The organism is Spirillospora sp. NPDC048824 (genome assembly GCF_043198455.1).
GTDB lineage: Bacteria > Actinomycetota > Actinomycetes > Streptosporangiales > Streptosporangiaceae > Spirillospora.
This window is the reverse complement of sequence record NZ_JBICUS010000015.1, coordinates 145,002-169,025: the sequence shown is the minus strand read 5'-3', so window position 1 is coordinate 169,025 and position 24,024 is coordinate 145,002. Positions and strand designations below refer to the sequence as shown.

Annotated in this window: 23 protein-coding genes and 1 tRNA gene; 14 read left to right on the top strand and 10 right to left on the bottom strand. The window is 73.3% G+C overall.

Going from position 1 to position 24,024, the window contains the following annotated elements:
• Positions 1 to 115 precede the first annotated feature (115 nt).
• Both ACGFIS_RS27635 and ACGFIS_RS27630 read left to right on the top strand, forming a co-directional pair.
• On the top strand, positions 116 to 946 hold the full coding sequence (locus ACGFIS_RS27635) for a tryptophan 2,3-dioxygenase (protein ID WP_392904780.1): 831 nt from the start codon (positions 116 to 118) through the stop codon (positions 944 to 946).
• Positions 936 to 2,282, top strand: a complete 1,347-nt coding sequence (locus ACGFIS_RS27630) for an FAD-dependent oxidoreductase (RefSeq protein ID WP_392973067.1) — start codon at positions 936 to 938, stop codon at positions 2,280 to 2,282. Before ACGFIS_RS27635 ends, ACGFIS_RS27630 begins: the two co-directional genes overlap by 11 nt.
• Here the strand turns inward: ACGFIS_RS27630 and ACGFIS_RS27625 are convergent.
• A complete protein-coding gene (locus ACGFIS_RS27625; RefSeq protein WP_392973065.1) occupies positions 2,279 to 3,709 on the bottom strand; it encodes a DHA2 family efflux MFS transporter permease subunit in 1,431 nt (476 codons plus the stop codon). The two genes, ACGFIS_RS27630 and ACGFIS_RS27625, sit on opposite strands and share 4 nt — an antisense overlap.
• 80 nt (positions 3,710 to 3,789) lie before the next feature.
• Here ACGFIS_RS27625 and ACGFIS_RS27620 point away from each other — a divergent pair, with 80 nt between their 5' ends.
• Entirely contained in the window at positions 3,790 to 4,032 is a 243-nt protein-coding gene (locus tag ACGFIS_RS27620; protein ID WP_392904787.1) for a hypothetical protein, read from the top strand.
• On the opposite strand, the gene ACGFIS_RS27615 is transcribed toward ACGFIS_RS27620, so the two are convergent.
• The 3 genes from ACGFIS_RS27615 to moaA are packed head-to-tail and all read right to left on the bottom strand — an operon-like array spanning position 4,029 to position 5,960.
• On the bottom strand, positions 4,029 to 4,352 hold the full coding sequence (locus tag ACGFIS_RS27615; RefSeq protein ID WP_392904789.1) for a DUF6457 domain-containing protein: 324 nt from the start codon (positions 4,350 to 4,352) through the stop codon (positions 4,029 to 4,031). The two genes, ACGFIS_RS27620 and ACGFIS_RS27615, sit on opposite strands and share 4 nt — an antisense overlap.
• Before the next feature lie 49 nt (positions 4,353 to 4,401).
• Positions 4,402 to 4,971, bottom strand: a complete 570-nt coding sequence (locus ACGFIS_RS27610) for a molybdenum cofactor guanylyltransferase (protein ID WP_392904791.1) — start codon at positions 4,969 to 4,971, stop codon at positions 4,402 to 4,404.
• Positions 4,971 to 5,960 carry a GTP 3',8-cyclase MoaA gene (gene moaA, locus ACGFIS_RS27605; RefSeq protein ID WP_392904793.1) on the bottom strand — a complete coding sequence of 330 codons (990 nt, stop codon included), beginning with the start codon at positions 5,958 to 5,960 and terminating at the stop codon, positions 4,971 to 4,973. The genes ACGFIS_RS27610 and moaA overlap by 1 nt, the downstream gene beginning before the upstream one ends.
• Positions 5,961 to 6,121: 161 nt before the next feature.
• Between moaA and ACGFIS_RS27600 the strand changes: the two genes are divergently transcribed.
• The 3 genes from ACGFIS_RS27600 (at position 6,122) to ACGFIS_RS27590 (ending at position 8,088) form a co-directional block, all read left to right on the top strand.
• Positions 6,122 to 6,928 (top strand): alpha/beta hydrolase, encoded by an 807-nt coding sequence (locus tag ACGFIS_RS27600; protein ID WP_392904795.1) that lies wholly within the window; start codon positions 6,122 to 6,124, stop codon positions 6,926 to 6,928.
• Between the two features lie 104 nt (positions 6,929 to 7,032).
• Positions 7,033 to 7,182, top strand: a complete 150-nt coding sequence (locus tag ACGFIS_RS27595; RefSeq protein ID WP_392904798.1) for a hypothetical protein — start codon at positions 7,033 to 7,035, stop codon at positions 7,180 to 7,182.
• A 189-nt stretch (positions 7,183 to 7,371) separates the two neighbouring features.
• A complete protein-coding gene (locus ACGFIS_RS27590; protein WP_392904801.1) occupies positions 7,372 to 8,088 on the top strand; it encodes a peptidoglycan-binding protein in 717 nt (238 codons plus the stop codon).
• Positions 8,089 to 8,137: 49 nt separating this feature from the next.
• Here the strand turns inward: ACGFIS_RS27590 and ACGFIS_RS27585 are convergent, their stop codons facing one another.
• From ACGFIS_RS27585 to ACGFIS_RS27575, 3 genes are all read right to left on the bottom strand, one after another.
• Positions 8,138 to 9,331 carry an RtcB family protein gene (locus ACGFIS_RS27585; protein ID WP_392904803.1) on the bottom strand — a complete coding sequence of 398 codons (1,194 nt, stop codon included), beginning with the start codon at positions 9,329 to 9,331 and terminating at the stop codon, positions 8,138 to 8,140.
• Between the two features lie 85 nt (positions 9,332 to 9,416).
• Positions 9,417 to 11,198: a SelB C-terminal domain-containing protein gene (locus ACGFIS_RS27580; protein WP_392904806.1), complete on the bottom strand. Its 1,782-nt coding sequence runs from the start codon at positions 11,196 to 11,198 to the stop codon at positions 9,417 to 9,419.
• A gap of 209 nt (positions 11,199 to 11,407) precedes the next feature.
• The gene (locus ACGFIS_RS27575; protein ID WP_392904808.1) at positions 11,408 to 11,989 is read right to left on the bottom strand and encodes a MarR family winged helix-turn-helix transcriptional regulator; all 582 of its coding nucleotides are present in this window, start codon (positions 11,987 to 11,989) and stop codon (positions 11,408 to 11,410) included.
• A 91-nt stretch (positions 11,990 to 12,080) separates the two neighbouring features.
• Between ACGFIS_RS27575 and ACGFIS_RS27570 the strand changes: the two genes are divergently transcribed.
• Both ACGFIS_RS27570 and ACGFIS_RS27565 read left to right on the top strand, forming a co-directional pair.
• A complete protein-coding gene (locus ACGFIS_RS27570; RefSeq protein ID WP_392904811.1) occupies positions 12,081 to 13,511 on the top strand; it encodes an MFS transporter in 1,431 nt (476 codons plus the stop codon).
• Positions 13,512 to 13,636: 125 nt separating this feature from the next.
• Positions 13,637 to 15,583: a propionyl-CoA synthetase gene (locus tag ACGFIS_RS27565; protein WP_392904814.1), complete on the top strand. Its 1,947-nt coding sequence runs from the start codon at positions 13,637 to 13,639 to the stop codon at positions 15,581 to 15,583.
• A 15-nt stretch (positions 15,584 to 15,598) separates the two neighbouring features.
• Here ACGFIS_RS27565 and ACGFIS_RS27560 read toward each other — a convergent pair whose 3' ends face one another.
• The gene (locus ACGFIS_RS27560) at positions 15,599 to 15,868 is read right to left on the bottom strand and encodes a GlsB/YeaQ/YmgE family stress response membrane protein (protein ID WP_392973063.1); all 270 of its coding nucleotides are present in this window, start codon (positions 15,866 to 15,868) and stop codon (positions 15,599 to 15,601) included.
• Positions 15,869 to 15,984: 116 nt separating this feature from the next.
• Positions 15,985 to 16,977, bottom strand: a complete 993-nt coding sequence (selD, locus tag ACGFIS_RS27555) for a selenide, water dikinase SelD (protein WP_392904819.1) — start codon at positions 16,975 to 16,977, stop codon at positions 15,985 to 15,987.
• A gap of 181 nt (positions 16,978 to 17,158) precedes the next feature.
• Here selD and ACGFIS_RS27550 point away from each other — a divergent pair, with 181 nt between their 5' ends.
• Both ACGFIS_RS27550 and ACGFIS_RS27545 read left to right on the top strand, forming a co-directional pair.
• Positions 17,159 to 19,000, top strand: a complete 1,842-nt coding sequence (locus ACGFIS_RS27550; RefSeq protein ID WP_392904820.1) for an AMP-dependent synthetase/ligase — start codon at positions 17,159 to 17,161, stop codon at positions 18,998 to 19,000.
• 10 nt (positions 19,001 to 19,010) lie between these two features.
• A tRNA-Sec gene (locus tag ACGFIS_RS27545) sits at positions 19,011 to 19,106 on the top strand.
• 118 nt (positions 19,107 to 19,224) lie between these two features.
• On the opposite strand, the gene ACGFIS_RS27540 is transcribed toward ACGFIS_RS27545, so the two are convergent.
• Complete coding sequence (locus ACGFIS_RS27540) at positions 19,225 to 19,557, bottom strand: DUF4333 domain-containing protein (RefSeq protein ID WP_392904822.1); 333 nt, start codon at positions 19,555 to 19,557, stop codon at positions 19,225 to 19,227.
• A gap of 189 nt (positions 19,558 to 19,746) precedes the next feature.
• Here ACGFIS_RS27540 and fdhD point away from each other — a divergent pair, with 189 nt between their 5' ends.
• From fdhD to ACGFIS_RS27520, 4 genes are all read left to right on the top strand, one after another.
• Positions 19,747 to 20,559: a formate dehydrogenase accessory sulfurtransferase FdhD gene (fdhD, locus tag ACGFIS_RS27535; RefSeq protein ID WP_392973061.1), complete on the top strand. Its 813-nt coding sequence runs from the start codon at positions 19,747 to 19,749 to the stop codon at positions 20,557 to 20,559.
• A 154-nt stretch (positions 20,560 to 20,713) separates the two neighbouring features.
• Positions 20,714 to 21,649, top strand: coding sequence for a metal-dependent hydrolase (locus ACGFIS_RS27530; protein WP_392904826.1), 936 nt, complete (start codon positions 20,714 to 20,716; stop codon positions 21,647 to 21,649).
• 189 nt (positions 21,650 to 21,838) lie between these two features.
• Positions 21,839 to 23,452, top strand: coding sequence for a phytoene desaturase family protein (locus ACGFIS_RS27525; protein ID WP_392973059.1), 1,614 nt, complete (start codon positions 21,839 to 21,841; stop codon positions 23,450 to 23,452).
• Positions 23,453 to 23,589: 137 nt separating this feature from the next.
• Positions 23,590 to 24,024: a CBS domain-containing protein gene (locus ACGFIS_RS27520; RefSeq protein ID WP_392904830.1), complete on the top strand. Its 435-nt coding sequence runs from the start codon at positions 23,590 to 23,592 to the stop codon at positions 24,022 to 24,024.

Sequence of the window (24,024 nt, the reverse complement as noted above, 5' to 3'; positions counted from 1 at the left end):
AACCGGGTGTTCCAGCCCGGTGCCCGGTTCGGAGGGCGCGGCGGCACCCGTCCGGGGGACGTGCGGAACGATCCCATATGCTGCGGGGACATCCGTTGTGTCTCAAGGAGGCGTGATGGCGGATTCGCCGACAATGACGTACGGCGGCTATCTGAAGCTCGATGATCTCCTGTCCTGTCAGGAGCCGAAGACCCGGGCCCACGACGAGCTGCTCTTCGTGATCATTCATCAGGTCTACGAGCTGTGGTTCAAACAGATCCTGCACGAGGCCGGTTTGCTGCAGAGCAGGCTGGAGGAGGGCAACAGCGCGGGATCGATGCACACCGCCCGCCGGATCGCCAAGATCCTCAAGACCGTGGTCGGGCAGCTGGACGTGCTGGAGACGATGACGCCCCGGCAGTTCGCCGCGTTCCGCGACGTCCTCGGAAGCTCCAGCGGGTTCCAGAGCGAGCAGTTCCGCGAGATCGAGGCCGTCCTCGGGCGGCGCAGGTTCCCGGCCTCGGACCTGCGCGACGACGAGCGGCTCCAGGCGGCGGTGTCCCGCCGGTCGATCTTCGACTCCCTGCTGCGCTACCTGGACGGCAAGGGCTTCTCCGTCCCGCCCGAGGCCCTCGACCGCGACACCTCCCGCGCCTGGGAGCCCGACCCGGGCGTGCAGAAGGCGCTGCTCGCCGTCTACGCCGACGAGTCCGGGCCCGCCGCCGAGGTCTGCGAGGCGCTCGTCGACGTCGACGAGGGCATCCAGGAATGGCGGTACCGGCACCTGAAGATGGTGGAGCGGACGATCGGCGCGAAGATCGGCACGGGCGGCTCGGCCGGCGCGGACTACCTGCGCCGCACGCTGTTCGCCCCCTCCTTCCCCGACCTGTGGGAGGTCCGCTCGCAGACCGAGCCGGCGAGTACGGGACCGGCGAGTACGGGGGAGGCCCCCGCCGATGGTGCGTGACGGCGGCGGCGAGCGGGTCGCGATCGTCGGCGCCGGCCTGGCGGGCTCCCTGCTGGCGGTGCTGCTGGGCCGCAGGGGCATCCCCGTGACCGTGTACGAGCGGCGCCCCGACCCGCGGGTCGCGGGCGCCGAACGCGGACGCTCGATCAACCTGGCGATCTCCGCCCGGGGCCTTGCCGCGCTGGAGCAGGTGGGCCTGCGCGACCAGTCCCTCAAGCGGGCACTGCCGATGCACGGGCGGATGGTGCACCCCCTGTCCGGCGGGCAGAACTTCCAGCCGTACAGCGCGGACGGCGAGCGCGCCATCAACTCCATCGGCCGGGCCGAGCTCAACCGGTCGCTGCTCGACGCCGCCGACGCCACCCCCGGGGTCACGCTGCGGTTCTCCCAGCGCGTCACCGGCGTCGACGCCGAAACCGGAGCGGTGCTCCTTGAGGACGCCGACGCCGAGCCCGCCGACGTCGTCCTGGCGGGGGACGGCGCCTACAGCGCGGTCCGCCGGTCCCTGGAGCTGGACGACGACGCCGACTTCCTTGAGCACGGCTACAAGGAGCTGACCATCCCGCCCAGGGACGGCGAGTTCGCCCTCGACCCGGACGCGCTGCACATCTGGCCCCGCGGCACCTCGATGATGATCGCCCTGCCCAACCTCGACCGGTCGTTCACCTGCACGCTGTTCTGGCCCAAGGCCGACCTCGACGCGCTGGACACGCCGGAGAAGGTCACCGCCTGCTTCGAGCGCCACTATCCCGACGTCACGGACCTCATGCCGGACCTGACGGCCGACTACGGGCGCAACCCCGTCGGGTCACTGGTGACCGTCCGGTGCCGGCCGTGGACCCGGTCCGGGGCCGGCGGCGCGATCACGGCGCTGCTGGGCGACGCCGCGCACGCGATCGTCCCGTTCTTCGGGCAGGGCGCCAACTGCGCGTTCGAGGACTGCATCGAGATCGACCGGTGCCTCACCGAGACCGGCGGCGACTGGGCCCGCGCGCTGTCGCTCTACGAGGAGCGGCGCAAGCCCAACACCGACGCGATCGCCGAGATGGCGCTGGACAACTTCATCGAGATGCGCGACCGCGTGTCGTCCCCGGTGTACCGGACGAAGCAGGCCGCGACGCACGCGCTGGAGCGGCGCCTGGCCGGACGCTACGTGTCCCGTTACGAGCTGGTGTCGTTCTCGACGGTGCCCTACGCGGAGATCCCGGCGCGGATCAGGCGCCAGAACCTGATCCTCGCCGGGGCCGTCCTCGGCACCGCGGGCGCCCTCGCCCTGGCGGCACGCGCCCTCCGCACGTATGCGCCGAGGGCTCGCGGGCGCCGGGAACACGGCTAGCCGCCGCTCCCCGCACGGCGGCCGGCGGCCAGGTCCGCGGCCGCCGCCACCAGCGCCGCCAGGACGAACACCATGACGACGATCAGCCCGTCGCGGAACGCGGCCGCCCAGTCCCCTCCCGTGCCGGAGAGGGTGGCGAAGAACAGGTATCCGGCGGCGGCGATCCCGATCGCGGTGCCGACGCGCTGCCCCGCCTGCAGCACGCCCGCCGCGCTGCCGCCCCCGGTGTGGTGCACCTCCGACAGGGTGATCGTCTGGTTGGGCGCGATGACGAGGCCGGTGCCGAGGCCCGCCGCCAGCAGCGGCGCCGCGGTCGCCCACGCCACACCGCTGCCGGGTCTCAGCTCGACCGCCACCCACGCCCCGCCGAGGCCCACCAGGACCAGGGCCAGCCCGGCGGCGACGAGCGGACGCCCGTACCGCGCCACGATCCGTCCCCCGACGGCGGACCCGATGCCCGACCCCACCGCGAACGGGGTGACCGCGAGGCCCGCGCCGAGCGCGCTGTAGCCGAGGCCGCTCTGCAGGTAGAGGGTGAAGATGAAGAAGATCGCGGTGAACCCGGCGAAGAACAGCAGCGCGATCGCCGAACCCAGCGCGTACGAGCGGAGCCGGAACAGGCCGAGGTCGACCATCGGCGTCCGGGCGCGTCGCTCCCACGCGGCGAACACCGCGATCAGTACCGCGCCCGCGGGGACCAACAGCCACGTGAGGGCGCTCTGCCGCTGTTGTTCCTGGACGAACGGCAGCAGCACGCACACGATGCCCGCGCCCAGCAGCACCACGCCGATCGGGTCGAGGCCCTGGCGCTCCCCGTAGACGGGCGCGGGCAGCAGCCGCCACGCCAGCACGAGCGCCACCACCCCGACCGGGACGTTGACGTAGAACACCCACCGCCAGCCCTGCTCCGGCCCGGCGACGGCGATCAGCGCGCCGCCGAGCAGCGGGCCGACGGCGGTCGCGATCCCGATCACGGCGCCGAGCGCGCCGAACGCCCGGCCCCGCTCGGCGCCGTGGAACAGCTGCTGGATGAGGCCCGCGACCTGCGGGTTGAGGATGCCGCCCGCGACGCCCTGCACGAGCCGGGCCACGATGAGGAACAGGATCGTCGGGGCGATCCCGGCCAGCGCGCTCGCCGCCGTGAACAGCGCGAGCCCGTACAGGAACACGGCGCGGCGGCTGCGGGCGTCACCGAGCCTCCCGGCCGGCACGAGGACGAGGCCGAACGCAAGCGCGTATCCCGACAGGATCCACTGCAGCCCGGCCTCGGACGCGTTCAGCCCATCGCGGATCGAGGGCAGCGCCACGTTGACGATGCTGACGTCCAGCAGCGTCATGAACGCCGCGACCAGGCAGACCGAGAGGGCCTCCCAGCGGCGCCGCCCGTCCCGGCCCTGGTCCGGGGCGCCTGAGCCCTCGGTCCGCACGGCTGGGTCCTATCCGGCGATCACCTGGCGAAACGCGGGGCGGGCACGTTCCGGCGGGCGGGCTGTGCCACAGTGGGCCGATGACCGACTCCGCTCCGGGGACCGGCCCCGGCGAACGGCAGTGCTCCGCCAAGGGGTGCCGCGCCGACGCCGTGTGGGCGCTGCGCTGGAACAACCCGAAGATCCACACGCCGGACCGGCGGAAGGTCTGGCTCGCCTGCGACGCGCACCGCGAGAGCCTGTCGGCGTTCCTCGACCGCCGCGACTTCCTGAAGGACGTGGTGCCCGTCACCGACCTCGACGCGCCCGCGGCCGGCGGCTAGGCGTCGTCGAGGACGGGTTCGCCCGCCGGCCCGGGAACCTCGGCCGGCCCCGGCACCGCGGCCTCGGTCCCCTCGGCGGCCTCGGCGGTCCTGGCGCTCCAGCCCTCGGCCATCTCGGTCAGCCGGGCGGCGGCGTCCCGCGCGGGCGCGCCCTGGCCGACCGCGAGGCCGAGCAGGTACGCCGTCAGCGGCGCGCCCGGCCGCGCGACCCCGTGAGCGACGTCGCGGGCCAGGTCCAGCACCAGGTCGCGGTCGATGTCGCAACGTTCGAGACCCAGTTCGCCGCAGGCCGCATTGATCCAGTCCTCAAGCACCGACATGGGTCCCCCTTCACGCATGGTTCTGGCGAATCTGCCCACTCTCACACGATCAAAGCAGGCGCTCGGCGGCGGCCAGCTCCTCGGGGGTGTCGCAGTCGTACCAGGCCGGGCGGGCGTCCGCCGGCAACGCGACCGTGACGGGGGCCAGGGGGCCGAGCAGCCCGCGCAGCGACGCGCCCGGGTAGCCGTTCAGCGCCTCCCGCAGCGTTCCGGCGCGCCAGCACCCGGCGAGCCACTGTTCGCGGCCGTCGCCGTCCACGAGCACGGAACCGGCCCGGTCCCCCATCGCGTCCAGCAGCCGGGCGAGGTGGGCGGGACGCAGGAACGGCATGTCGGCGGCCAGCAGCGCCAGCCGCGGTGCGCGCACCTCGGCCAGCCCCGCCCGCAGCGCGGGCACCGGCCCGGCGCCCGGCGGGTCCTCCCGGACGAGCACGGCCCCCGGCAGGACGTCCCGCGGCGGCCCCACCACGATCAGCCGGGACGCACCGGACGCGGCGGCGGCCGCCCACTCGATCAGCGCGCGGCCGCCGACGGGCGCGGCGGGCTTGTCGGCGCCGAACCGGCGGGCGCGCCCGCCGGCGAGCACGACCGCGTCGAACGGCCCGGGGCCGCGGTCCATCAGCCGCCGATCGCCGACATGGGCCGGGCGGGCTGCAGGAACGTCGGATCGTCGATGCCGTGCCCGGCGCGTTTGGCCCACACCGCCTTGCGCCACCGGTCGGCGAGTTCGGTGTCGGTGGCGCCGCCGCGCAGCGCGTCGCGCAGGTTGGACTCCTCGGTGGCGAACAGGCAGTTGCGGATCTGCCCGTCCGCGGTGAGCCGCACCCGGTCGCAGGCGCCGCAGAACGGCCTGGTCACCGAGCCGATCACGCCGACGACGTCCGGGCCGCCGCCGATCGTGAACGCCTCCGCGGGCGCGCTGCCGCGGTCGTGCTGCTCGTCGGGCGCGAGGTCGAACTCCGCCGACAGCCGTTCGAGGATCTCGTCCGCGGTGATCATGTTCTCGCGGGTCCAGCCGTGCTGGGCGTCCAGCGGCATCTGCTCGATGAACCGCAGCCGGTAGCCGTGGTCGAGGCAGTAGCGCAGCAGCGGGACGGCCTCGTGGTCGTTGACGCCGCGCATCAGCACCGCGTTGACCTTGACGGGCCGCAGTCCCGAGGCCTGCGCGGCGGCCAGCCCCTTCAGGACGTCGTCCAGCCGGTCGCGGTGCGCGAGCCGTTTGAAAGTGTCGCGGTCGAGGGTGTCGAGGGACACGTTGACCCGGTCGAGCCCGGCCTCGGCCAGCGGCACGGCCAGCCGGTCGAGCCCGATGCCGTTGGTGGTCAGGGAGATCTGCGGCCGGGGCTCCAGTTCCCCCGTCCGCCGCACGACGTCGGGGAGACCGCGCCGCAGCAGCGGCTCGCCGCCGGTGTAGCGGACCTCGGTGACCCCGAGCTCCCGGACGGCCAGGCCCACGAGGCGCACGACCTCGTCGTCGGTGAGGACCTCGGGCTTGGGCAGCCAGTCCAGGCCCTCGGGCGGCATGCAGTACGAGCATCGGAGGTTGCAGCGGTCGGTGAGGGAGACCCGCAGGTCCGTCGCGGTTCGGCCGAAGGTGTCGACCAGCACGGGCGCCCCTTCCTGCTGTGCGGCGGACGGACTCACTGCCCGCCGAGAATTGCGGTCGGACACTCCACCCTATTCCGGTGGTTGACGTTCCGTCGCATCGCGGGAGACGGTTACGTTCCGTAGACCATCGAGGAGACCCGAGTGACCACCAGGAGGCCGGAGTGACCACGGCGCGGGAATGGGAGTTCGCGGGGACGCGGGGCGCGATCACCGCCCGGATCTGGGCGGACGGCGAGCCGCGCTACGCCGCCGTCCTCGTGCACGGCTACGGCGAGCACCTCGGCCGCTACGACCATGTCGCGGACGTCCTCGTCCGGCACGGCGCCGTCGTGTGCGGCCCCGACCACATGGGGCACGGCCGCTCCGCGGGCGAGCGGGTGCTGGTCGAGGACTACGACGACGTCGTGGCCGACGTGCACACGGTCGTGGAGTCGGCGCGCGGCGACCATCCCGGGCTGCCCGTCGTCATGATCGGCCACTCGATGGGCGGGCTGATCGCGTCCCGGTACGCCCAGCTGCACGGCGGTCTCCTCGCCGCGCTGGTGCTGTCGGGGCCGGTGCTCGGCCGCTGGCACGTCGTCGAGGAGCTGCTCCCCCTGGACGAGATGCCCGACGAGCCGATCGACCCGTCCACGCTGTCGCGCGACCCGGCCGTCGGCAGGGCGTACACCGAGGACCCGCTCATCTGGCACGGCCCGTTCAGGAAGGCCACCGTGAAGGCCCTCGACACCGCGCTGACGCGCGTCAACGAGCACGGGTCCCTCGGCGCCCTGCCCACCCTCTACGTGCACGGGGAGGCCGACCGGCTCGTGCGGCCGGGCGACACCCGGACCGGCATCGAGGCGATCCGCGGCGGCGGCCTCACCGAGCGGATCTACCCCGGCGCGCGGCACGAGGTGTTCAACGAGACCAACCGCGGCGAGGTCCTCGCCGACGTCACCGCCTTCATCGACCGCGTCCTCGCCTGAGCCCTGAGGAGGCGACCTCCGGATCGTCCCGGAAAGTCGGCAAGGCCGGCGAGCGGGTCGCTATGGTCGTCACCGGCGTGGAGGCGCGCCGGATGGAGGATGACATGAGCGAACCGCTGCCGCCGGAGCCGGTCAACGGCGCCCGCGCCACCGAGGCCGACGAGGAGGAGGTCCTCCGGAGCCTGTACGGCGAACCGGACGCCGACGGCGTCCACCGGGGCGACGGCCCCCCGGACCCGGACGGTGCGCGGTGAGCGCGGCGGAAATGCTGCGGGAGAAACGCTGCTCACGTTGTCGCGAGACTCGCCCGCTCGCCGCCTGCTACGCGGACAAGCGGGCGAGCGGCGGCAAGCAGACCGCGTGCTGAGCGCTGCGATGTATCTGATCGCTAGCCACGACATGCTTGGGGAGATCTAATGTCTGCACCCGGCATGCTCCGGCAGATGCGTTCCATCATCGGCCTCGGGGAGCCCAACCACATTCAACGGTGGTACGCCGAGCGCAACGGCAGTGCGTACTCGTACAACTTCCCTTGGTGTGACGCAGCCATCACGTGGGCGGCATGGAAGTCCGGCAACCACGGGGCGGTCTGCCCGAACGGGGACCGCGCCTACACGCCCACGCACGCCAACGACTTCAAGAAACTCGGTCGCTGGCACTCCGGCACCACCGCCAACGTCAACCGGTGCCGCCCCGGCGACATCGTGTTCTACGACTGGTCCGGTACCAACTCGATCTCCCGGGTCGACCACGTCGGCGTCGTCGAACGCGTCCTCGGCGGCGGGCGGATCCAGACCATCGAGGGCAACACCTCGAACCAGTGCCTGCGGCGCGTCCGCTCGGCGGGCGTCATCGCCGGGTACGGGCGCCCCGCCTACTCCGGCGGCTCGGGCGGGTCCGGCGGCTCGGGCTCGTCCGGCTCATCGTGGATGGAGAACCTCATGAGTGACCTTCCCCTGCTCAAGCGCGGCGACCGGGGCGAACACGTCGAGACCGTGCAGGGTCTGCTGCTCGCCCGGTCGCATCCCGAGGTGAAGATCGACGGCGACTTCGGGCCGGTCACCGAGCGTGCGGTCCAGGCCGTCCAGAGCTGGGGCGGCGTCGCCGCCGACGGCGAGGTCGGGCCGAGGACGTGGCCCGTTCTGCTGCGGGTCCACTGACCTCCCGCACCTCCCCGGCCCGGGCGCGGCCCGGGCCGGGGAGGTGCGGCTAGCCCTTGACGCAGATGAGCTGGCGGAGGTGCGCCACGACCTCGACCAGGTCCGACTGCGCCTCGATCACCGTCTCCAGGTCCTTGTAGGCGCCCGGGATCTCGTCGATGACGCCGCTGTCCTTGCGGCACTCGACGCCGCGGGTCTGCTCGACCAGGTCGTCCACGGTGAAGTTCTTGCGGGCCTTGTTGCGGCTCATCCTGCGGCCCGCGCCGTGCGAGGCCGAGTTGTAGGCGGTCTCGTTGCCGAGGCCCCGCACGATGTAGGTGCCGGTCGCCATCGACCCCGGGATGATGCCGAGGTCGCCGGCGCCCGCGCGGATGGCTCCCTTGCGGGTGACGAGCAGCTCCGTACCGCCGTACTCCTCCTCCGCCACGTAGTTGTGGTGGCAGGAGATGATCTGGTTCCAGCGGCAGCGCTTCTCCCCGAACCGCTTCGTCACGACCTCCTGGGCGAGCGCCATCATGACGGCGCGGTTGCGGCGCGCGTACTCCTGCGCCCAGAACAGGTCGTGGCGGTAGGCGTCCATCTTCGCGGTGCCGGCGAGGAAGACGGCGAGGTCGTTGTCCGGCAGGTCCTGGTTGTGCGGCAGCTTGCGGGCGGCCTCGATGTGCTGTTCGGCCAGCTCGTTGCCGATGTTGCGGGACCCCGAGTGCAGGACGAGCCAGATCGCGCCGTCGTCGTCCGCGCACAGCTCCAGGAAGTGGTTGCCGCCGCCGAGCGTGCCCATCTGGACGCGGGCGCGGCCGAGGCGGGACCGCACCGCCGGGTGCAGGTCGTCGAACGCCTTCCAGAAGTCGTACCAGCCGCGCTCCTTCAGGTTCGGGAGCCCGTCCGGGTCGACGGCCTGCCGGTGCGATCCGCGGCCGACGGGGATCGCCCTCTCCAGCCGGCCGCGCAGGCCCGACAGGTCGTCGGGCATGTCCTCGACGGTGAGCGACGACTTCGCGGCGGTCATCCCGCAGCCGATGTCGACGCCGACGGCCGCCGGGGACACCGCGTCCTTCATCGCGATGACCGAGCCGACGGTGGCGCCCTTGCCGTAGTGGACGTCGGGCATCACCGCGAGGCCCTCCACCCACGGCAGGGCGGAGACGTTGCGGAGCTGGTCGAGGGCCGGGTCCTCGACGGTGGCCGGGTCGGTCCACATCCGGATGGGAACGCGGCCGCCCTTGATGGTCTGGTACGGCATGCCTTCTCCTTGATCAGCGGGATCCGAACCGTGATCTATGACGCCAGAAGACAGGGTCGCGGTTCAACCGGTTTTCACCCAAGGGTCAGGAGCGGCGGCGTTCGGTGAGGCCGAGCCCGTCCAGGTGGCGCAGCAGGGCGACGGCGATGCGGCGGCTGGTGGACAGGGCGCTCCCGGCCTGCCCGGGCGTGAACGGCTGCGGCAGGGCGGACAGGATGCGCAGCGCCTCCCGGTCCGCGCCCGGCAGCAGGACGATGTCGGTCCCGTCGCGGTCGCCGTCGGCGCCGCCGCCGATCCGCAGGACGGCGCCCGCGCGTTCGGCGTCGGCGAGGTTCCCGCCCGTGAGGCCCAGTTCCGCGAGACGGCCGGCGGCGGGCGCCGAGAACGGGGCGTCCGCGAGGTCGGCCCGGAGGCGCTCCACGGCGTCCGCCCAGGGCGGCGGCGGCGCGGACGCGATCGCGGTGGAGGCCATCTGCCGCGGGGCCTGCTCCGGGACCCGTGCGGCGGCGGGTGCGGGGCCGTAGACGCGTCCGGCCTCCACGCGCAGCGGCGGGCGGACGAGCGCGGCGACGAGCCGGCGGGCCGGGAGGCCGAGGCGCAGCCGGACGGTCTCCAGCGGGATCCCCGGGGCGTGCGGGCTCTCGGCGGCGTGCCGCGACGTCTCCTCGCTGAGGCGCTCGAACAGCGAGTCCCAGTGCGCGGGGTCGGCGACCCATTCGCCGTTCAGCGTGACCGCGTCCGGCGGCGGCGCGCAGCCCATGACCGACAGCTCGGACCGGCGGAGGACGCCGTGCCGGCGCAGCACGATCGTGCCGTCCGGCCGGTCGGGCCAGGACGCCAGCTCCCGTGCCCGTGCCGCGCCCGCGTCGCGCCGCACCAGGGTCGGCGGCCGGACGTCCAGGACGCTCACCCCGGCGATCGAGCGGCGCGCGGGGTCGCGCAGGATCCCGGTGTCGCCGAGGTGCAGGGCGACCCGCGTGTTCAGGGTCAGGCGGGCGGTGTCGGGGCCGAGGGGCCGCAGCCGGACCGGGACGGCGGCCGACCCGATGTGCAGGGTCATCCGCCGCGCGAGCCGGCCGGACGCCTCGCCGAATCGGGTGCGGACGTCGATGCAGGTGGTGTGGGTCCAGGCGCCGGCGGCGACCAGGGCCATGCCGCCGTCCACGCGTCCCGCGTCGCGCAGGGTCAGCACGATCCGCGACACGCCGCCGACGGACTCGCACGGCTCGCCCGCGCAGCCGATCGTCCGGACGCGGACGCGTTCGCCGGCGGGCATCAGGAGCAGCTCGTCGCCGACGGCGATCGTCCCGGCGGCGAGGGTGCCGGTGACGACGGTCTGGCGGCCGGCGGTGAAGGCGTGGTCGATCCACAGCCGCACCGGGGCGGCGGGGTCGGGGACGGGGAGGCGGCCGGCGAGCCGGTCCAGTGCCGCGGCCAGCTCGCCGGTCCCGGTCCCGGTCCCGGTGCCGGTGCTGACGGCGACCGCCTCCGCACCGCGCAGCGCGGTCCCGGCGAGGCGCTCGCGGACCTGGCGCAGCGCGAGCTTCGGGTCGGCGGCGTCCGCCTTGGTGACGGCGACGACGCCGAACCGGACGCCGAGCGCGCCGAGGGCCTCCAGATGCTCCTGCGTCTGCGGCATCCACCCCTCGTCGGCGGCGACGGCCAGCAGGACGGCGGACGCGGGGGCGGCGCCGGCGAGCATGGCCGGGACGCCCTGCTCGTCCCCGGGCGCGTCGACGAAGGCCACGCGGCGTCCCGAGGGCAGCTCCGTCCACGCGCCCGGCTCCTCGGGCTCCTTGCCGGTGAGGGCGCGCACGAGCGCCGACTTGCCGTGCCCACCGTGGCCGGCGGTGGTGACGACGTGCATCAGCGTCCCTCCCGGAAAGGGATGCGGAAGGAAGCGCGGCGACGGGCCGGGCGGGGGAGACCATTGCGGGGGTTGTGCAGACGACGGTCCACGAAAGGTAACCCTATGGAGGTGGGAGCCCGTCGCAAAACCAGATCTCGCACACACCGCGGCCTGGAAAATCTCTCTAACATCACGTAAACCACAAACGACTCGAAACCGTCATCGGTTCAGCTCCGGCCCGACCCGGCATGGCCGGACGGCGCCGCCATCCGGGGGCCCGCGGCGGGCGCACCGGCATCGGGCGCGCCGGCGTCGGGGGCGCCCGCGTCTGCGGTACTCGCGTCGGGGGTGCCGGAGTGAGCCTCGAAGTCGTCGACCATCCGGTGCACGAGCCCGGCCAGCCGCTCGCGCTCGGCGGGCGACCATTCGGCGAGGGCCCCCGAGATCCAGCGCCGCCCGGACGCGCGGATGGCCTCGACGGCCTCCAGCCCGGCGCCGCTGAGCCCGACCCGCAGGCACCGCCCGTCGTCGGGGTCGGGGACCCGCTCGACGTACCCGGCCCGCTCCAGCCGCTGGACCTGCCGGGTGACGTGCGGCGCCTCGACGGCCAGCCGGACGGCCAGCTCCCCCGGCCGCATGGGGCCCGCGTTCTCGGCGAGGGCGCGCAGCAGCGGCACGGCCGCGCGGTCGACCGGGACGCCGGCCGCGACCACGGTGCGGTCGTGCTGCTTGAACCGGGTCAGCATGTGCGCGACCCGGCTGAGCGCCCGCTCGATCTCCACGATGTCCGGCGGCACCGGTGATGACATGCCACCCAGCCTACCGTTCTACACTTACTTAACTTAAGTAACAAGATCGCCGATCGGCCGGCTCCCCCGGCGACCGGCCGATGGAGGTTCGATGACCGGCGCCCCGACCACGGCGCGCGAGACGGCCCGGCGCCCGCCCCCCGATCCCGGGCGCACCGGCCTCACCCTGGTCGCACTGGCGTTCGCCGGGATGTCCGTGGCGGTGCAGCAGACCCTGGTGCTGCCGATGCTGCCCCAGCTCATGGACCGCTTCGACGCCCCGATCACCGATGTGACATGGGTGTTCACCGCATCGCTGCTGGCCGGTGCGGTCGCCACCCCGCTGCTGACGCGGTTCGGCGACATGTACGGCAAGAAGCGGATGATCCTGCTCGCCCTCGCCCTGCTGCTGGCCGGCTCGGTGATCTGCGCGCTGTCGGGATCGCTCATCGTCCTGATCGCCGGACGCGCGCTGCAGGGCGTCTCGGCGTCGATGATCCCGCTGGCCATCGGCATGATCCGGGACACGTTTCCGCGCGAGCGGATCACCACCGCGATCGGCGTCGTCAGCGCCACCATGGGCGCCGGCGGCAGCGCCGGCATGATCGTGACCGGGCTGATCGCTGCCCGCACCGACAGCCACCGCCCGGTGTTCTGGATCGCCGGCGCGATGGCCGCGGCCGGGCTGGTGCTGGTGGGGACCGCCGCCCGCGACGTCGGCGTCCGCGCGGGCGGGCGGCCCGACTACCCGGGCGTGGCCGTCCTCGCCGCATGGCTGATCTGCCTGCTGCTCGGCATCAGCGAGGGCAACGCGTGGGGCTGGACGTCCGGCGGCGTCCTCGGCCTGTTCACCGCCGCCGCCGTGCTGTGCGCCGCCTGGGTCGTGATCGAGCTGCGGGTCCGCGCCCCGCTGGTGCGGCTGAACCTGCTCGTCGGCGCGCGGTCGCTGTCGGCCAACGTCGCCTCGGCGCTGCTCGGGTTCTCGATGTTCGCCTCGTTCACACTGATCGCGGGCTTCGTGCAGGCGAAGCCGGACGTGGTCGGGTACGGGCTGGACGGCTCGGTCCTGGACGTCGGGCTCTACATGCTGCCGAGTACGGTCACGATGCTGGCCTTCTCCTTCATGGCCGGGCGGATCGCCGCCTGGATCGGTCCCGCGTTCACGCTCGCCATCGGGTCGGCCTTCGCCGGGCTGTGCTACGCGTGGCTGGCGGTGTCGAACTCGCACGTGTACGACATGCTCGCGTTCAGCGCCATCCAGGGGATCGGGTTCGGCATCGCCTACGCGGCGCTCGGCACGCTCGCCATCCAGCACGTCCCGATGGACCAGAGCGGCATCGCCAGCGGCATCAACTCGCTCGTGCGCACCACCGGCGGCGGAATCGCCGGCGCGGTCACCGCGTCCGTCCTCGCCGGGCAGGTCATCGCCGGCACCGACGTCCCCACCCTCGCCGCGTACGAGCTGTGCTTCTGGGTCGTCGCCGCGGGCTCCGTCGTGGCCGCGATCGTCGCCCTCGCGCACGGGTTCCGCCACTCCGACTAGCAGGCCGGACGGCCTGGTTCGCCCCCTTGCTGCGGGGCATGCCGTACGCACGCCGGGCGCCCGTGCGGCGCGGGCCGGGCGGCGCGGGGCCTTGACGAACGGCACCCGCGCCATGCCCTATAGGGATGCGGCCCGATCGCCGAGCGGGCCGGAAGCAGCGGGCCAGGACACCCGACCGGGAGGACGACATGGGCGCCTACGCGGCCGCGTACGAACGCAGCATCGCCGATCCGACCCGATTCTGGGGCCTGGCGGCACGGGACGTGCGCTGGCTCGTCCCGCCCGACCGCGTACTGGACGACGGGGCGCCGCCGTTCTACCGCTGGTTCACCGGCGGTGAGCTCAACACCTGCGACAACGCGCTGGACCGGCACGTCGAGGAGGGACGCGGCGACCAGGCCGCGCTGATCTACGACAGCCCCGTCACCGGGACCGTCCGGACCTACACCTACGGCGAGCTGACCGGCCTCGTCGCCCGGTTCGCCGGGGCGCTGCGGGCGCAGGGGGTCGACCGCGGCGACCGCGTGGTCATCTACCTGCCGATGGTGCCCGAGGCGGTCGTGGCGATGCTGGCGTGCGCGCGGCTCGGCGCGGTGCACTCGGTCGTCTTCGGCGGGTTCGCGGCACGCGAGCTGGCCGTCCGCATCGACGACGCCCGGCCCAAGGCGGTCGTGTCGGCGTCCTGCGGCATCGAGGCGGGCCGGATCGTCCCCTACAAGCCGCTGCTTGACCGGGCGCTGGAGCTGGCGAAGCACAAGGTCGAGCGGTGCGTGATCCGGCAGCGCGAGCAGCTGCACGCCGACCTCGTGCGGCCGCGGGACGTCGAGTGGGACGAGGCCGTCGCGGCCGCCGAGCCCGCCGAGTGCGTGCCCGTCGCCGCCACCGACCCGCTCTACATCCTGTACACGTCGGGGACGACCGGGCGGCCCAAGGGCATCGTCCGCGACAACGGCGGGCACGCGGTGGCGCTGCGCTGGTCGATGGAGAACGTGTTCGGCGTCGGCCCCGGCGACGTGTTCTGGGCCGCGTCCGACGTGGGCTGGGTCGTCGGGCACTCCTACATCGTGTACGCGCCGCTGCTCACCGGCTGCACGACCGTCCTGTACGAGGGCAAGCCGGTGGGGACGCCGGACGCGGGCGCGTTCTGGCGTGTCGCGGCGCAGCACCGGGTGAAGGCGCTGTTCGCCGCGCCGACCGCGATCCGGGCCGTGAAGAAGGAGGACCCGGAGGGCGCGCTGCTCGCCGGGCACGACCTGTCCGCGCTGGACACGCTGTTCCTCGCCGGGGAGCGCCTGGACCCCGACACCTACCGGTGGGCGTCGCGCATCCTCGACCGGCCCGTCATCGACCACTGGTGGCAGACCGAGACGGGATGGCCGATCGTGGCGAACCTGCGCGGGCTGGAGCCGATGCCGGTCAAGCCGGGGTCCCCGTCGGTGCCGGTCCCCGGGTACGACGTGCGGGTCCTCGGCCCGGACGGCTCACCGGTCCCGCCGGGCGCCGACGGCGACATCGCGATCCGGCTGCCGCTGCCGCCCGGCACCCTTCCCACGCTGTGGCAGGACGACGAGCGGTTCGTCGAGTCGTACCTGACCAGGTTCCCCGGGCACTACCTGACCGGCGACGGCGGGCACGTCGACGAAGACGGCTACGTGTGGGTGATGGGCCGCACCGACGACGTGATCAACGTGGCCGGGCACCGGCTGTCCACCGGGACGATGGAGGAGGTCATCGCCTCCCACCCGGCGGTCGCCGAATGCGCGGTCATCGGCGTCCAGGACTCCCTCAAGGGGCAGGTCCCGCGCGGGCTGGTGGTGCTCAAGAGCGGCGTCCTGGCCGAGCCGGAGGAGCTGTGCCCGGAACTCGTCCGGATGGTGCGCGACCAGGTCGGGCCCGTCGCCTCCCTCAAGGAGGTCACGGTCGTCACGGCGCTGCCGAAGACCCGCTCCGGCAAGATCCTGCGGGGGGTGATGCGGGGCATCGCCGACGGGCAGGAGGTCTCCGTCCCGTCCACGATCGAGGACCCGGACGTCCTGGACACCCTGCGTCCCGTCCTGCGGAAGGCCCTGTAGCGCGCACCGTGCGCGCTACGAGTGGGTCCGCTTGGGCCAGAACGCCGCCACCAGGAACACGCCGACCACCGCCAGGAAGACCTGGAGGAGCGTCGCCCAGAAGCTCCAGCCGTCGCCCGCCAGGCCGAACAGCTGGGCCAGGCCCGTCCCGGCGAACGCCGCGACGATGCCGGCGCCGATGGTGAGCCAGACCGGCATGCTCTCCCTGCGCGGCGCGAGCAGCCGTCCCAGCACGCCGATGACCGCGCCCAGAACGACGGCCGCGGCGAGCCCCGCGATGGCCATGTGCGCCCCCTCACCCCGCCCGGCCCCCGGCGGCGAGACCGGTCACCGCACTCCCCTACCCGTGTCGTGATGGCCGACACGGGTACGGGACGATGTGCCGCCGCCGGAGCGCGGTGTCAGCGCACGACGATCGTGTGGCGTCCCCGGGCGACCAGTTCGCCGATGACCGGGGCGCCGGGGATCTCGCCGGCGATCAGCAGGCCGCCCGAGGTCTGCGCGTCGGCCAGCAGCAGCCGCTCCTCCTCGGCGATCCGGCGGAAGTCGGTGTGCGGGGACACCCACGCCAGGTTGCGCCGCGTGCCGCCGGGGACGAATCCGTCCCGCACGGCGGCCCGCGCGCCGTCCAGGTACGGCACCGCGGAGGCGTTCACGACGGCCGTGACGCCGCTCGCCCGCGCCAGCTTGTAGAGGTGGCCGAGGAGCCCGAACCCGGTGACGTCGGTGGCTCCGGTGACGCCGCGTTCCAGGGCCGCGAGCCCGGCCTCCGCGTTGAGCGCCGTCATGGTCTCGACCGCCTGCGGGAACACCACGCCGGTCGTCTTGTGGCGGGCGTTGAGGACCCCGATGCCGAGCGGCTTGGTCAGCGACAGCGGGAGCCCGGGGCGTGCGGCGTCCAGCCGCAGCAGCCGGTCCGGGTCGGCGACGCCGGTCACGGCCAGGCCGTACTTGGGCTCGGGGTCGTCGACGCTGTGGCCTCCGGCGATGGCGCAGCCCGCGAGCGCCGCCACGTCCCGTCCGCCGCGCAGCACCTCGCGGGCCAGTTCGGCGGGAAGCGCGTCGCGGGGCCAGCCCAGCAGGTTGAGGGCCATCAGCGGCACACCGCCGACGGCGTAGACGTCGGACAGCGCGTTGGCGGCCGCGATGCGGCCCCAGTCGTAGGCGTCGTCGACGACGGGCGTGGAGAAGTCGGCGGTGGACACCACGGCCCGGTCGTCCTCGATCCGCAGGACGGCCGCGTCGTCGCCGTCCGGGCCGCCCACCAGGAGGTCGTCGCCGCCGCCGGTGAGACCGGTCACGACCCATTCCAGCTCCGCCGGCGGGATCTTGGACGCGCAGCCACCGCCGTGCGCGTACTGCGTAAGGCGGGCGACGGGTGCGAGGCGGGTCACTGGAAGATTTAACGCACAATCATCGCAAATGATCAAGAAACGGACAGTATGGATCCGGTCACCGAGGGCCGAGCGCGGGGGCCCGGCCGGCCGGGGAAAACACCGAACCCCTTGTCCGAACGACGTTCGGCATGGTGCGATTCAGCCTTAGCAAGTCATCACTTACATCCTAGGGGCGACCATGGGGATCCAGGAACAGCAGGCCGAACTCGACCAGGCCCTTTCGGGACGGACGATCTGCACCGTCCTCGCCGAGACCGCCGGGCGGCACGGCGACCTGCCCGCCTACTCCGAGCGCACCGGCGACGCGTGGAAGACGCTGACATGGGCCGAGACCCGGACCCGGGCGCTGGAGACGGCCGCCGGCTTCGCCGCCCTCGGCCTGGAGCCCGGCGACGTGGTCGCGCTGATGATGCCGAACCGGACCGAGCACGTCCTGGCCGACCTCGGCGCCGTCCACGCCGGCGGCACCCCCGCCACCGTCTACGCGACCCTCGCGCCCGACCAGATCGCGTTCGTCGCCGGTGACTGCTCCGCCAAGTACGCCGTCCTCAACGGCAAGGACCAGCTCGACCGCTGGCAGCCGGTGCTCGACCGCCTCCCCGGCCTCCGCAAGGTCATCGTCGTCGAGGCGGACGACTGCCCGGCCGGCGACCGCTACCTCACCTGGGACGCCCTCACCGAGCTCGGCCGCAGGGAACTCGCCGCCGCCCCCGCCGCCGTCGACCGCCGCTGGCAGGCCGTCAAGCCCGGCGACACCGTCACCCTCCTCTACACCTCCGGCACCACGGGCGACCCCAAGGGCGTCCTGATCACGCACTCGATGGTGCTGCACGAGGCGGCCATGGTGGAGCGCAGCTCGGTGCTGCCCGACCACCCGTCCGGCATCTCCTACCTGCCGTTCGCCCACATCGCCGACCGCGTCCTCAGCTACTACCTGCCGGTGCGGCTCGCGTCCCACGTCCACTTCTGCCCGGACCCGGCCCAGCTCACCGCCATCCTCGGCGCGGTGCGGCCGCACTCCTTCTTCGGCGTCCCCCGCGTCTGGGAGAAGATCATGGCCGGCATCCAGGCCGTCCTGTCCGCCGAGCAGGACGAGGCCAGGAAGCAGGCCGTCGCCGCCGCCCTCGACGCCGGCCGCGCCTACGTGACGGCCCAGGAGTTCGGCAACACCCTCACCCCCGAGATCACCGCCGCGTTCGAGAAGGCGGACCAGGCGGTCCTCACCCCCATGCGCGCCATGCTCGGCCTCGACCGCGTGGTGCAGGCGTCCAGCGCCGCCGCCCCCCTGCCCGTCGAGGTCGCCCGCTTCTTCGCCGGCCTCGGCCTGAAGATCTTCGACGCCTACGGGATGACGGAGACCACCGGCGCCGTCACCGCCAACCTGTCCGACTCCTTCAAGCTCGGCACGGTCGGCCGCCCCTTCGACGGCGTCGAACTGAAGCTCGCCGACGACGGCGAGATCCTCGTCCGCGGCGCCACCTGCACCCCCGGCTACCTGCGCCGCCCCGAGGCGACCGCCGACCTCATCGACTCCGGCGGCTGGGTCCACACCGGCGACGTCGGCCGCCTGGACGCCGACGGCTTCCTCACCGTCGTCGACCGCAAGAAGGAGCTCATCATCACCGCCGGCGGCGAGAACATCGCCCCGTCCATGATCGAGAACCACCTCAAGGAGCACCCGCTCATCGGCCAGGCCCTCGCCTTCGGCGACCGCCGCCCCTACGTCGTCGCCCTCATCACGCTCGACGGCGAGGTCGCCCCCGTCTGGGCCGCCGCCCACGGGATCGACACCACCGACCTCGCCGCCCTCGCCGACAACCCCCTCGTCCTCGACGAGGTCGCCAAGGCCGTCGAGGACGCCAACACCCGCCTCGCCCGCGTCCAGCAGGTCAAGAAGTGGCGGCTGCTGCCCGCCGAGTGGACCGCCGAGAGCGAGGAGCTCACCCCGACCCTCAAACTCAAGCGCCGCGTCGTCCACACCAAGTACTCCACGGCCATCGACGACCTCTACACCGGCTAAGATCACCGGCGGAGGCGTGTGAGCGCCTGGTGGCCTCCCCGGCCTTCAAAGCCGACGGTCCCGAGGATCTCGGGACGGCGGGTTCGATTCCCGTACGCCTCCGCCACTCCCCCTCCGGCCGCCGGTCATCGTCGATGAGACGGCGACCGCCGTCACGGAGCGTGTCCGTGACGGCGGCGGGCGGTGTACCGGCGAGCCGGAGCAGCGGCCGGCGGGAGTGACCGTCAGCCCTTCGGCTGCGGGGGCTCCTTCATGTTGAAGCGGACCTGGTCGCCGTCGACCGAGGTCACGGTGATGATCACCGGGTAGGCGCGGTCGTTGCCGTCCTTGACGGTGCATTCGATCGTGGTGCCGACCTCGCCCTTCAGGTCTTCGCCGCACTCGGCGGTGGCGGGGCCGATGCCGCCGTCGTCGAAGGGCGGGCCGAACTTCGCGACGATCTGCTCCTCCACCTTCTCGGCGGAGACGGTCTTCGTCACCCCCGCGTTCACCTCGCAGGCGGTGGTGGCCAGCACCAGGGCGCCGAACAGGGCGGGAACGAGCAGGAACTTGCGCATCGGTGTCTTGGCTCCTTGCGTTCTGTGGCGCCCCCGTCCCTTGGGGGCGCGCTTTGGCACGTTCCGATCATCGATTCCGGGACGCCCCGCGGACCAGGGTGTCCAGTCCCGAGGAGAAAGGGATTGAAAACAGGACACAGCGGGCCGAACTTTCCGCTACTTGCGGGTATCCGGGGTACCGTCACGCCCATGGGGCGGATCACCGTGCGCAGGCCCGTGCTGCGGCTGGGCACCTCCGGGTCGCGGAGCCGCAGGCCCGACACGCTGGCCGTGGAGGAGCCGCTGGAGATCCGCGTCGCGGGCAAGCCGCTCACCGTCACGATGCGGACGCCCGGGCACGACTTCGATCTCGTCGCGGGTTTCCTGGCGGCCGAGGGCGTGATCGCCGGCGCAGGGGACCTGGCGACGATGCGCTACTGCGCCGACACCGACGAGCAGAACACCCTGGACGTCGCGCTCGCTCCCGGGATACCGGCACCCGACGACTCCATGGCCAGGGCGTTCACGACGACGAGTGCGTGCGGGGTGTGCGGGAAGTCGAGCATCGAGGCGCTGCGCTCCGACCGGCCGTACGAGGTGCGCGATGATCCGGTACGGCTCACGCCGCACGTCCTGGCGGCGCTTCCGGAGCGGCTGCGCGAGGCGCAGCGGGTCTTCGACAGGACGGGCGGGCTTCACGCGGCCGGGTTGTTCGATGCGGGCGGTGACCTGCTCGCCGTGCGGGAGGACGTCGGGCGCCACAACGCGGTGGACAAGGTGATCGGATGGGCGCTGCGCCAGGGGCGGCTGCCGCTGGCGGGGAACGTCCTGATGGTGAGCGGGCGCGCGTCGTTCGAATTGACGCAGAAGGCGATGACGGCGGGCGTGCCGGTGCTGGCGGCCGTGTCGGCGCCGTCGTCACTGGCGGTGGATCTGGCCGAGGACGCCGGGATGACGCTCGTCGGGTTTCTGCGCGGAGAGACGATGAACGTCTACGCGGGAGCGGAACGAATCGCCCTGTGAGGGTCGAGAGTTATCACCCCGGGTCGAAAACCAGGCGGTAACTTGTTGGGCACGCCCCAAGACACGGCGGGCACCACCGGAGTTGACTCGTCCCCCAATGGATACGCGCGCGTGTGCTCACGCGGCGTGACGACGCGTGGAATAGAGGACCCGAATGGCGAGGCCCCTGACAGACGGCGGACCGGCGTCCGGGATCGACGAGCGCCATCCTCCGATCAAGCCTCGGCGCGTGTCCTTCGACTGGTCGCAGACACCGCTGCACTGGGTCCCCGGCGATCCCGTCGCGACCCACATCATCAACTCGTTCCACATCGTCCTGCCCGAGGGCGAGAAGTGGTTCATCCAGTGCGTGAAGGACGCCCGCCCCTACATCAAGGACGAGCGGCTCCAGGAGGAGATCCGGGGCTTCATCGGGCAGGAGATGGTGCACGCCCGCTCCCACCAGGGCGTTCTCGACCAGATCCTGGAGGCCAACGGGATCGACGTCTCCAGGATCACGGGCCCGGCGGCCAAGGGCAACGCCGACCGGCCCGCGCAGATGGCCGCGCTGAAGAAGAAGAACCCGCGGGCGTGGCGGCGGAGGCTGCGGTTCGAGCTGGCCGCGGTCGCCTCGATCGAGCACTACACCGCCGTCCTCGGCCAGTGGATCATGGACAACGACCGGTTCGAGAAGGCCGGGGTCGACCCGACCATGCTGGACCTGCTGCGCTGGCACGGCGCCGAGGAGGTCGAGCACCGGTCGGTGGTGTTCGACGTGTACAAGGCCGTCGGCGGCGGCTACGCCACGCGCGTCGCCGCCTGGGTGGTGTCGCTGTTCTTCCTGTACTGGGCCCTGATCGGCGGTTCCCTGTACCTGCTGAAGCAGGACCCGACCATCAAGAAGCGGGTGACGCCGCTGCGCGTCTACCGGTCGTACCGGCGGTCGGTCCGGCTGGGCCACGTGCCCGGCATCTTCAAGCTGCTGCTCGGCGAGGCGCCCGTCTACCTCAGGCCGAACCACCACCCGTCGAAGGTGTGCTCGACGCCGCGGGCACTGGACTACCTGATGCAGTCCCCCGCCGCGCGGGCCGCGGGCTACGACCCGTACTAGACCGCCGCCCCCCGCCGAGGGCCCGTACCGCCGCGCCGTACGGGCCCTCGGCCTCTGCCGCGGCGGGTCTCACCCCGCCGTCCCCCCTCGGCCGGGAGCGAACACCGCGTGGGGCTGAACACCGCGTCGGCTGAACACCGGCGCCCCGGGTACCCGTAGGGTGATCACTCACCGGGGAGGCGGTACCACATGGCGGACGCCGTGGTCGTCGGCGCGGGACCCAACGGGCTCGTCGCCGCCAACATGCTGGCGGACGCCGGCTGGGACGTGGAGGTCCTCGAAGCGCAGCCGGAGCCGGGCGGGGCCGTCCGCAGCGACCGGGGCGTCCATCCCGGCTACGTCAGCGACCTGTGCAGCGCGTTCTACCCGCTCGGCGTCGCGTCCCCCGCGATGCGCGCCCTGGAGCTCGAACGGCACGGGCTGCGCTGGCGGCACGCGCCCGCCGTCCTCGCGCACCCGCTGCCGGACGGACGCTGCGCCGTCCTCGAACGCGACGCGGACGCGACGGCCGACGGGCTCGACGCGCTCGGCGCGGGCGACGGCGAGGCGTGGCTGCGGCTCTGCGGGCTGTGGGACGAGATGGGGGAGGACGTCCTGCGCGCCCTGTTCACCCCGTTCCCGCCCGTCCGCGCCGCGCTCCCCCTGGCGGTGTCGGCACGGCGCGCGGGCGGGCTCCGCGTCATGCGCGACCTGCTGACGCCCGCGCGCACGTTCGGCGAGCGGGAGTTCACCGGACCCGGCGGCCCGCTGCTGCTCACCGGGTCGGCGCTGCACACCGACATGCTGCCGGAGACCACCGGCGGCTCGGTGTTCGGCTGGCTCCTCGCCATGATCGGGCAGCGGTACGGCTGGCCGGTGCCCGAGGGCGGCGCGGGCGAGCTGACGGCGGCGCTCGTGCGGCGGCTGGAGTCGCGCGGCGGACGCGTCCGGTGCGACACGCCCGTCGCGTCGGTGATCGTTCGCGGGGGCCGGGCGCTGGGCGTCCGCACCGCGTCCGGTGAGCCGGTGCGCGCGGTCAAGGCCGTGCTGGCGGACGTGGCCGCGCCCCTCCTCTACGGCGGCCTGGTCGACTGGTCCGACCTTCCGGGCTCGCTCCGCGCCGACATGCGGCGCTTCGACTGGGACCATGCCACCTTCAAGGTCGACTGGGCGCTGTCGGGCCCCATCCCCTGGGCGTCCCCCGGCGCGGCGCGGGCCGGGACCGTCCACCTGTCCCCCGGCATGGACGCGCTGAGCGACTACAGCGCGCAGCTCGCCACCGGCCGCGTCCCGTCCGAGCCGTTCGCGCTCCTCGGCCAGATGACGACCGCCGACCCCTCCCGCTCCCCCGCCGGAACCGAGTCGGTCTGGGCCTACACCCACGTGCCGTACCGGGTGAAGGCCGACGCGGGCCCCGACGGCATCACCGGAGCCTGGGACGAACGCGAGCGGACCGCCATGGCCGCGCGCATGGAGGACGTCGTGGAACGACTCGCGCCCGGCTTCCGCTCCCGGATCACCGGCCGCCGGGTCACGGGGCCGCCCGCGTTCCAGGAGCACAACGCCAACCTGCTGAACGGCGCCCTGAACGGCGGCACGGCGATGCTCCACCAGCAACTGGTGCTCCGTCCCGTCCCCGGCCTCGGCCGCGCCGAGACGCCGGTCGCCGGCCTGTACCTGGCGTCCGCGTCCGCCCATCCCGGCGGCGGTGTGCACGGCGCCTGCGGCGCCAACGCCGCCCGGGCCGCCCTCGTCCACGCCTCCCCGGCGGGCCGCCTCCTGACTCCCGCCCTCGGCGCATTGAGCCGCCTCCTCGCCCCCTAACCCGTGCAGGGGTTTACCGCCGCGGGGTTTTCCCGGCGGCCGGAACATGCGACCTTGGCAGGACAAGCCCGGCGACCGGCCCCCGCCCCCGGCGGCCGTCGTCCCACGGGCCCCGAACCGGCACCGGAGCGTGAGGCATGCGGATTCGCGACATCCTGCGGAGGAAGGGAGACACGGTGGCCACGGTGCGGCCCGACGCCACCGTGCGGCAGCTGCTCGCCGTCCTGGCGGAGCACAACATCGGGGCGGTGGTGGTCTCGCCGGACGGCGCGTCGATCGCCGGCATCGCCTCCGAACGCGACGTCGTGCGGTCCCTGCACGAGCGCGGCGCGGCGCTGCTCGACCGCCCCGTCTCCGACATCATGACCGTGGAGGTGCGCACCTGCGGCCCCGCCGACAAGGTGGAGGACCTGCGCCACGCCATGACCGAGCACCGTTTCCGGCACGTGCCCGTCACCGAGGACGGACGCCTCGTCGGGATCGTCAGCATCGGCGACGTGGTCAAGAGCGCCATCGACGAACTGGAGAGCGAACGCGAACATCTCGTGGACTACATCCAGCGGGCACCGTAG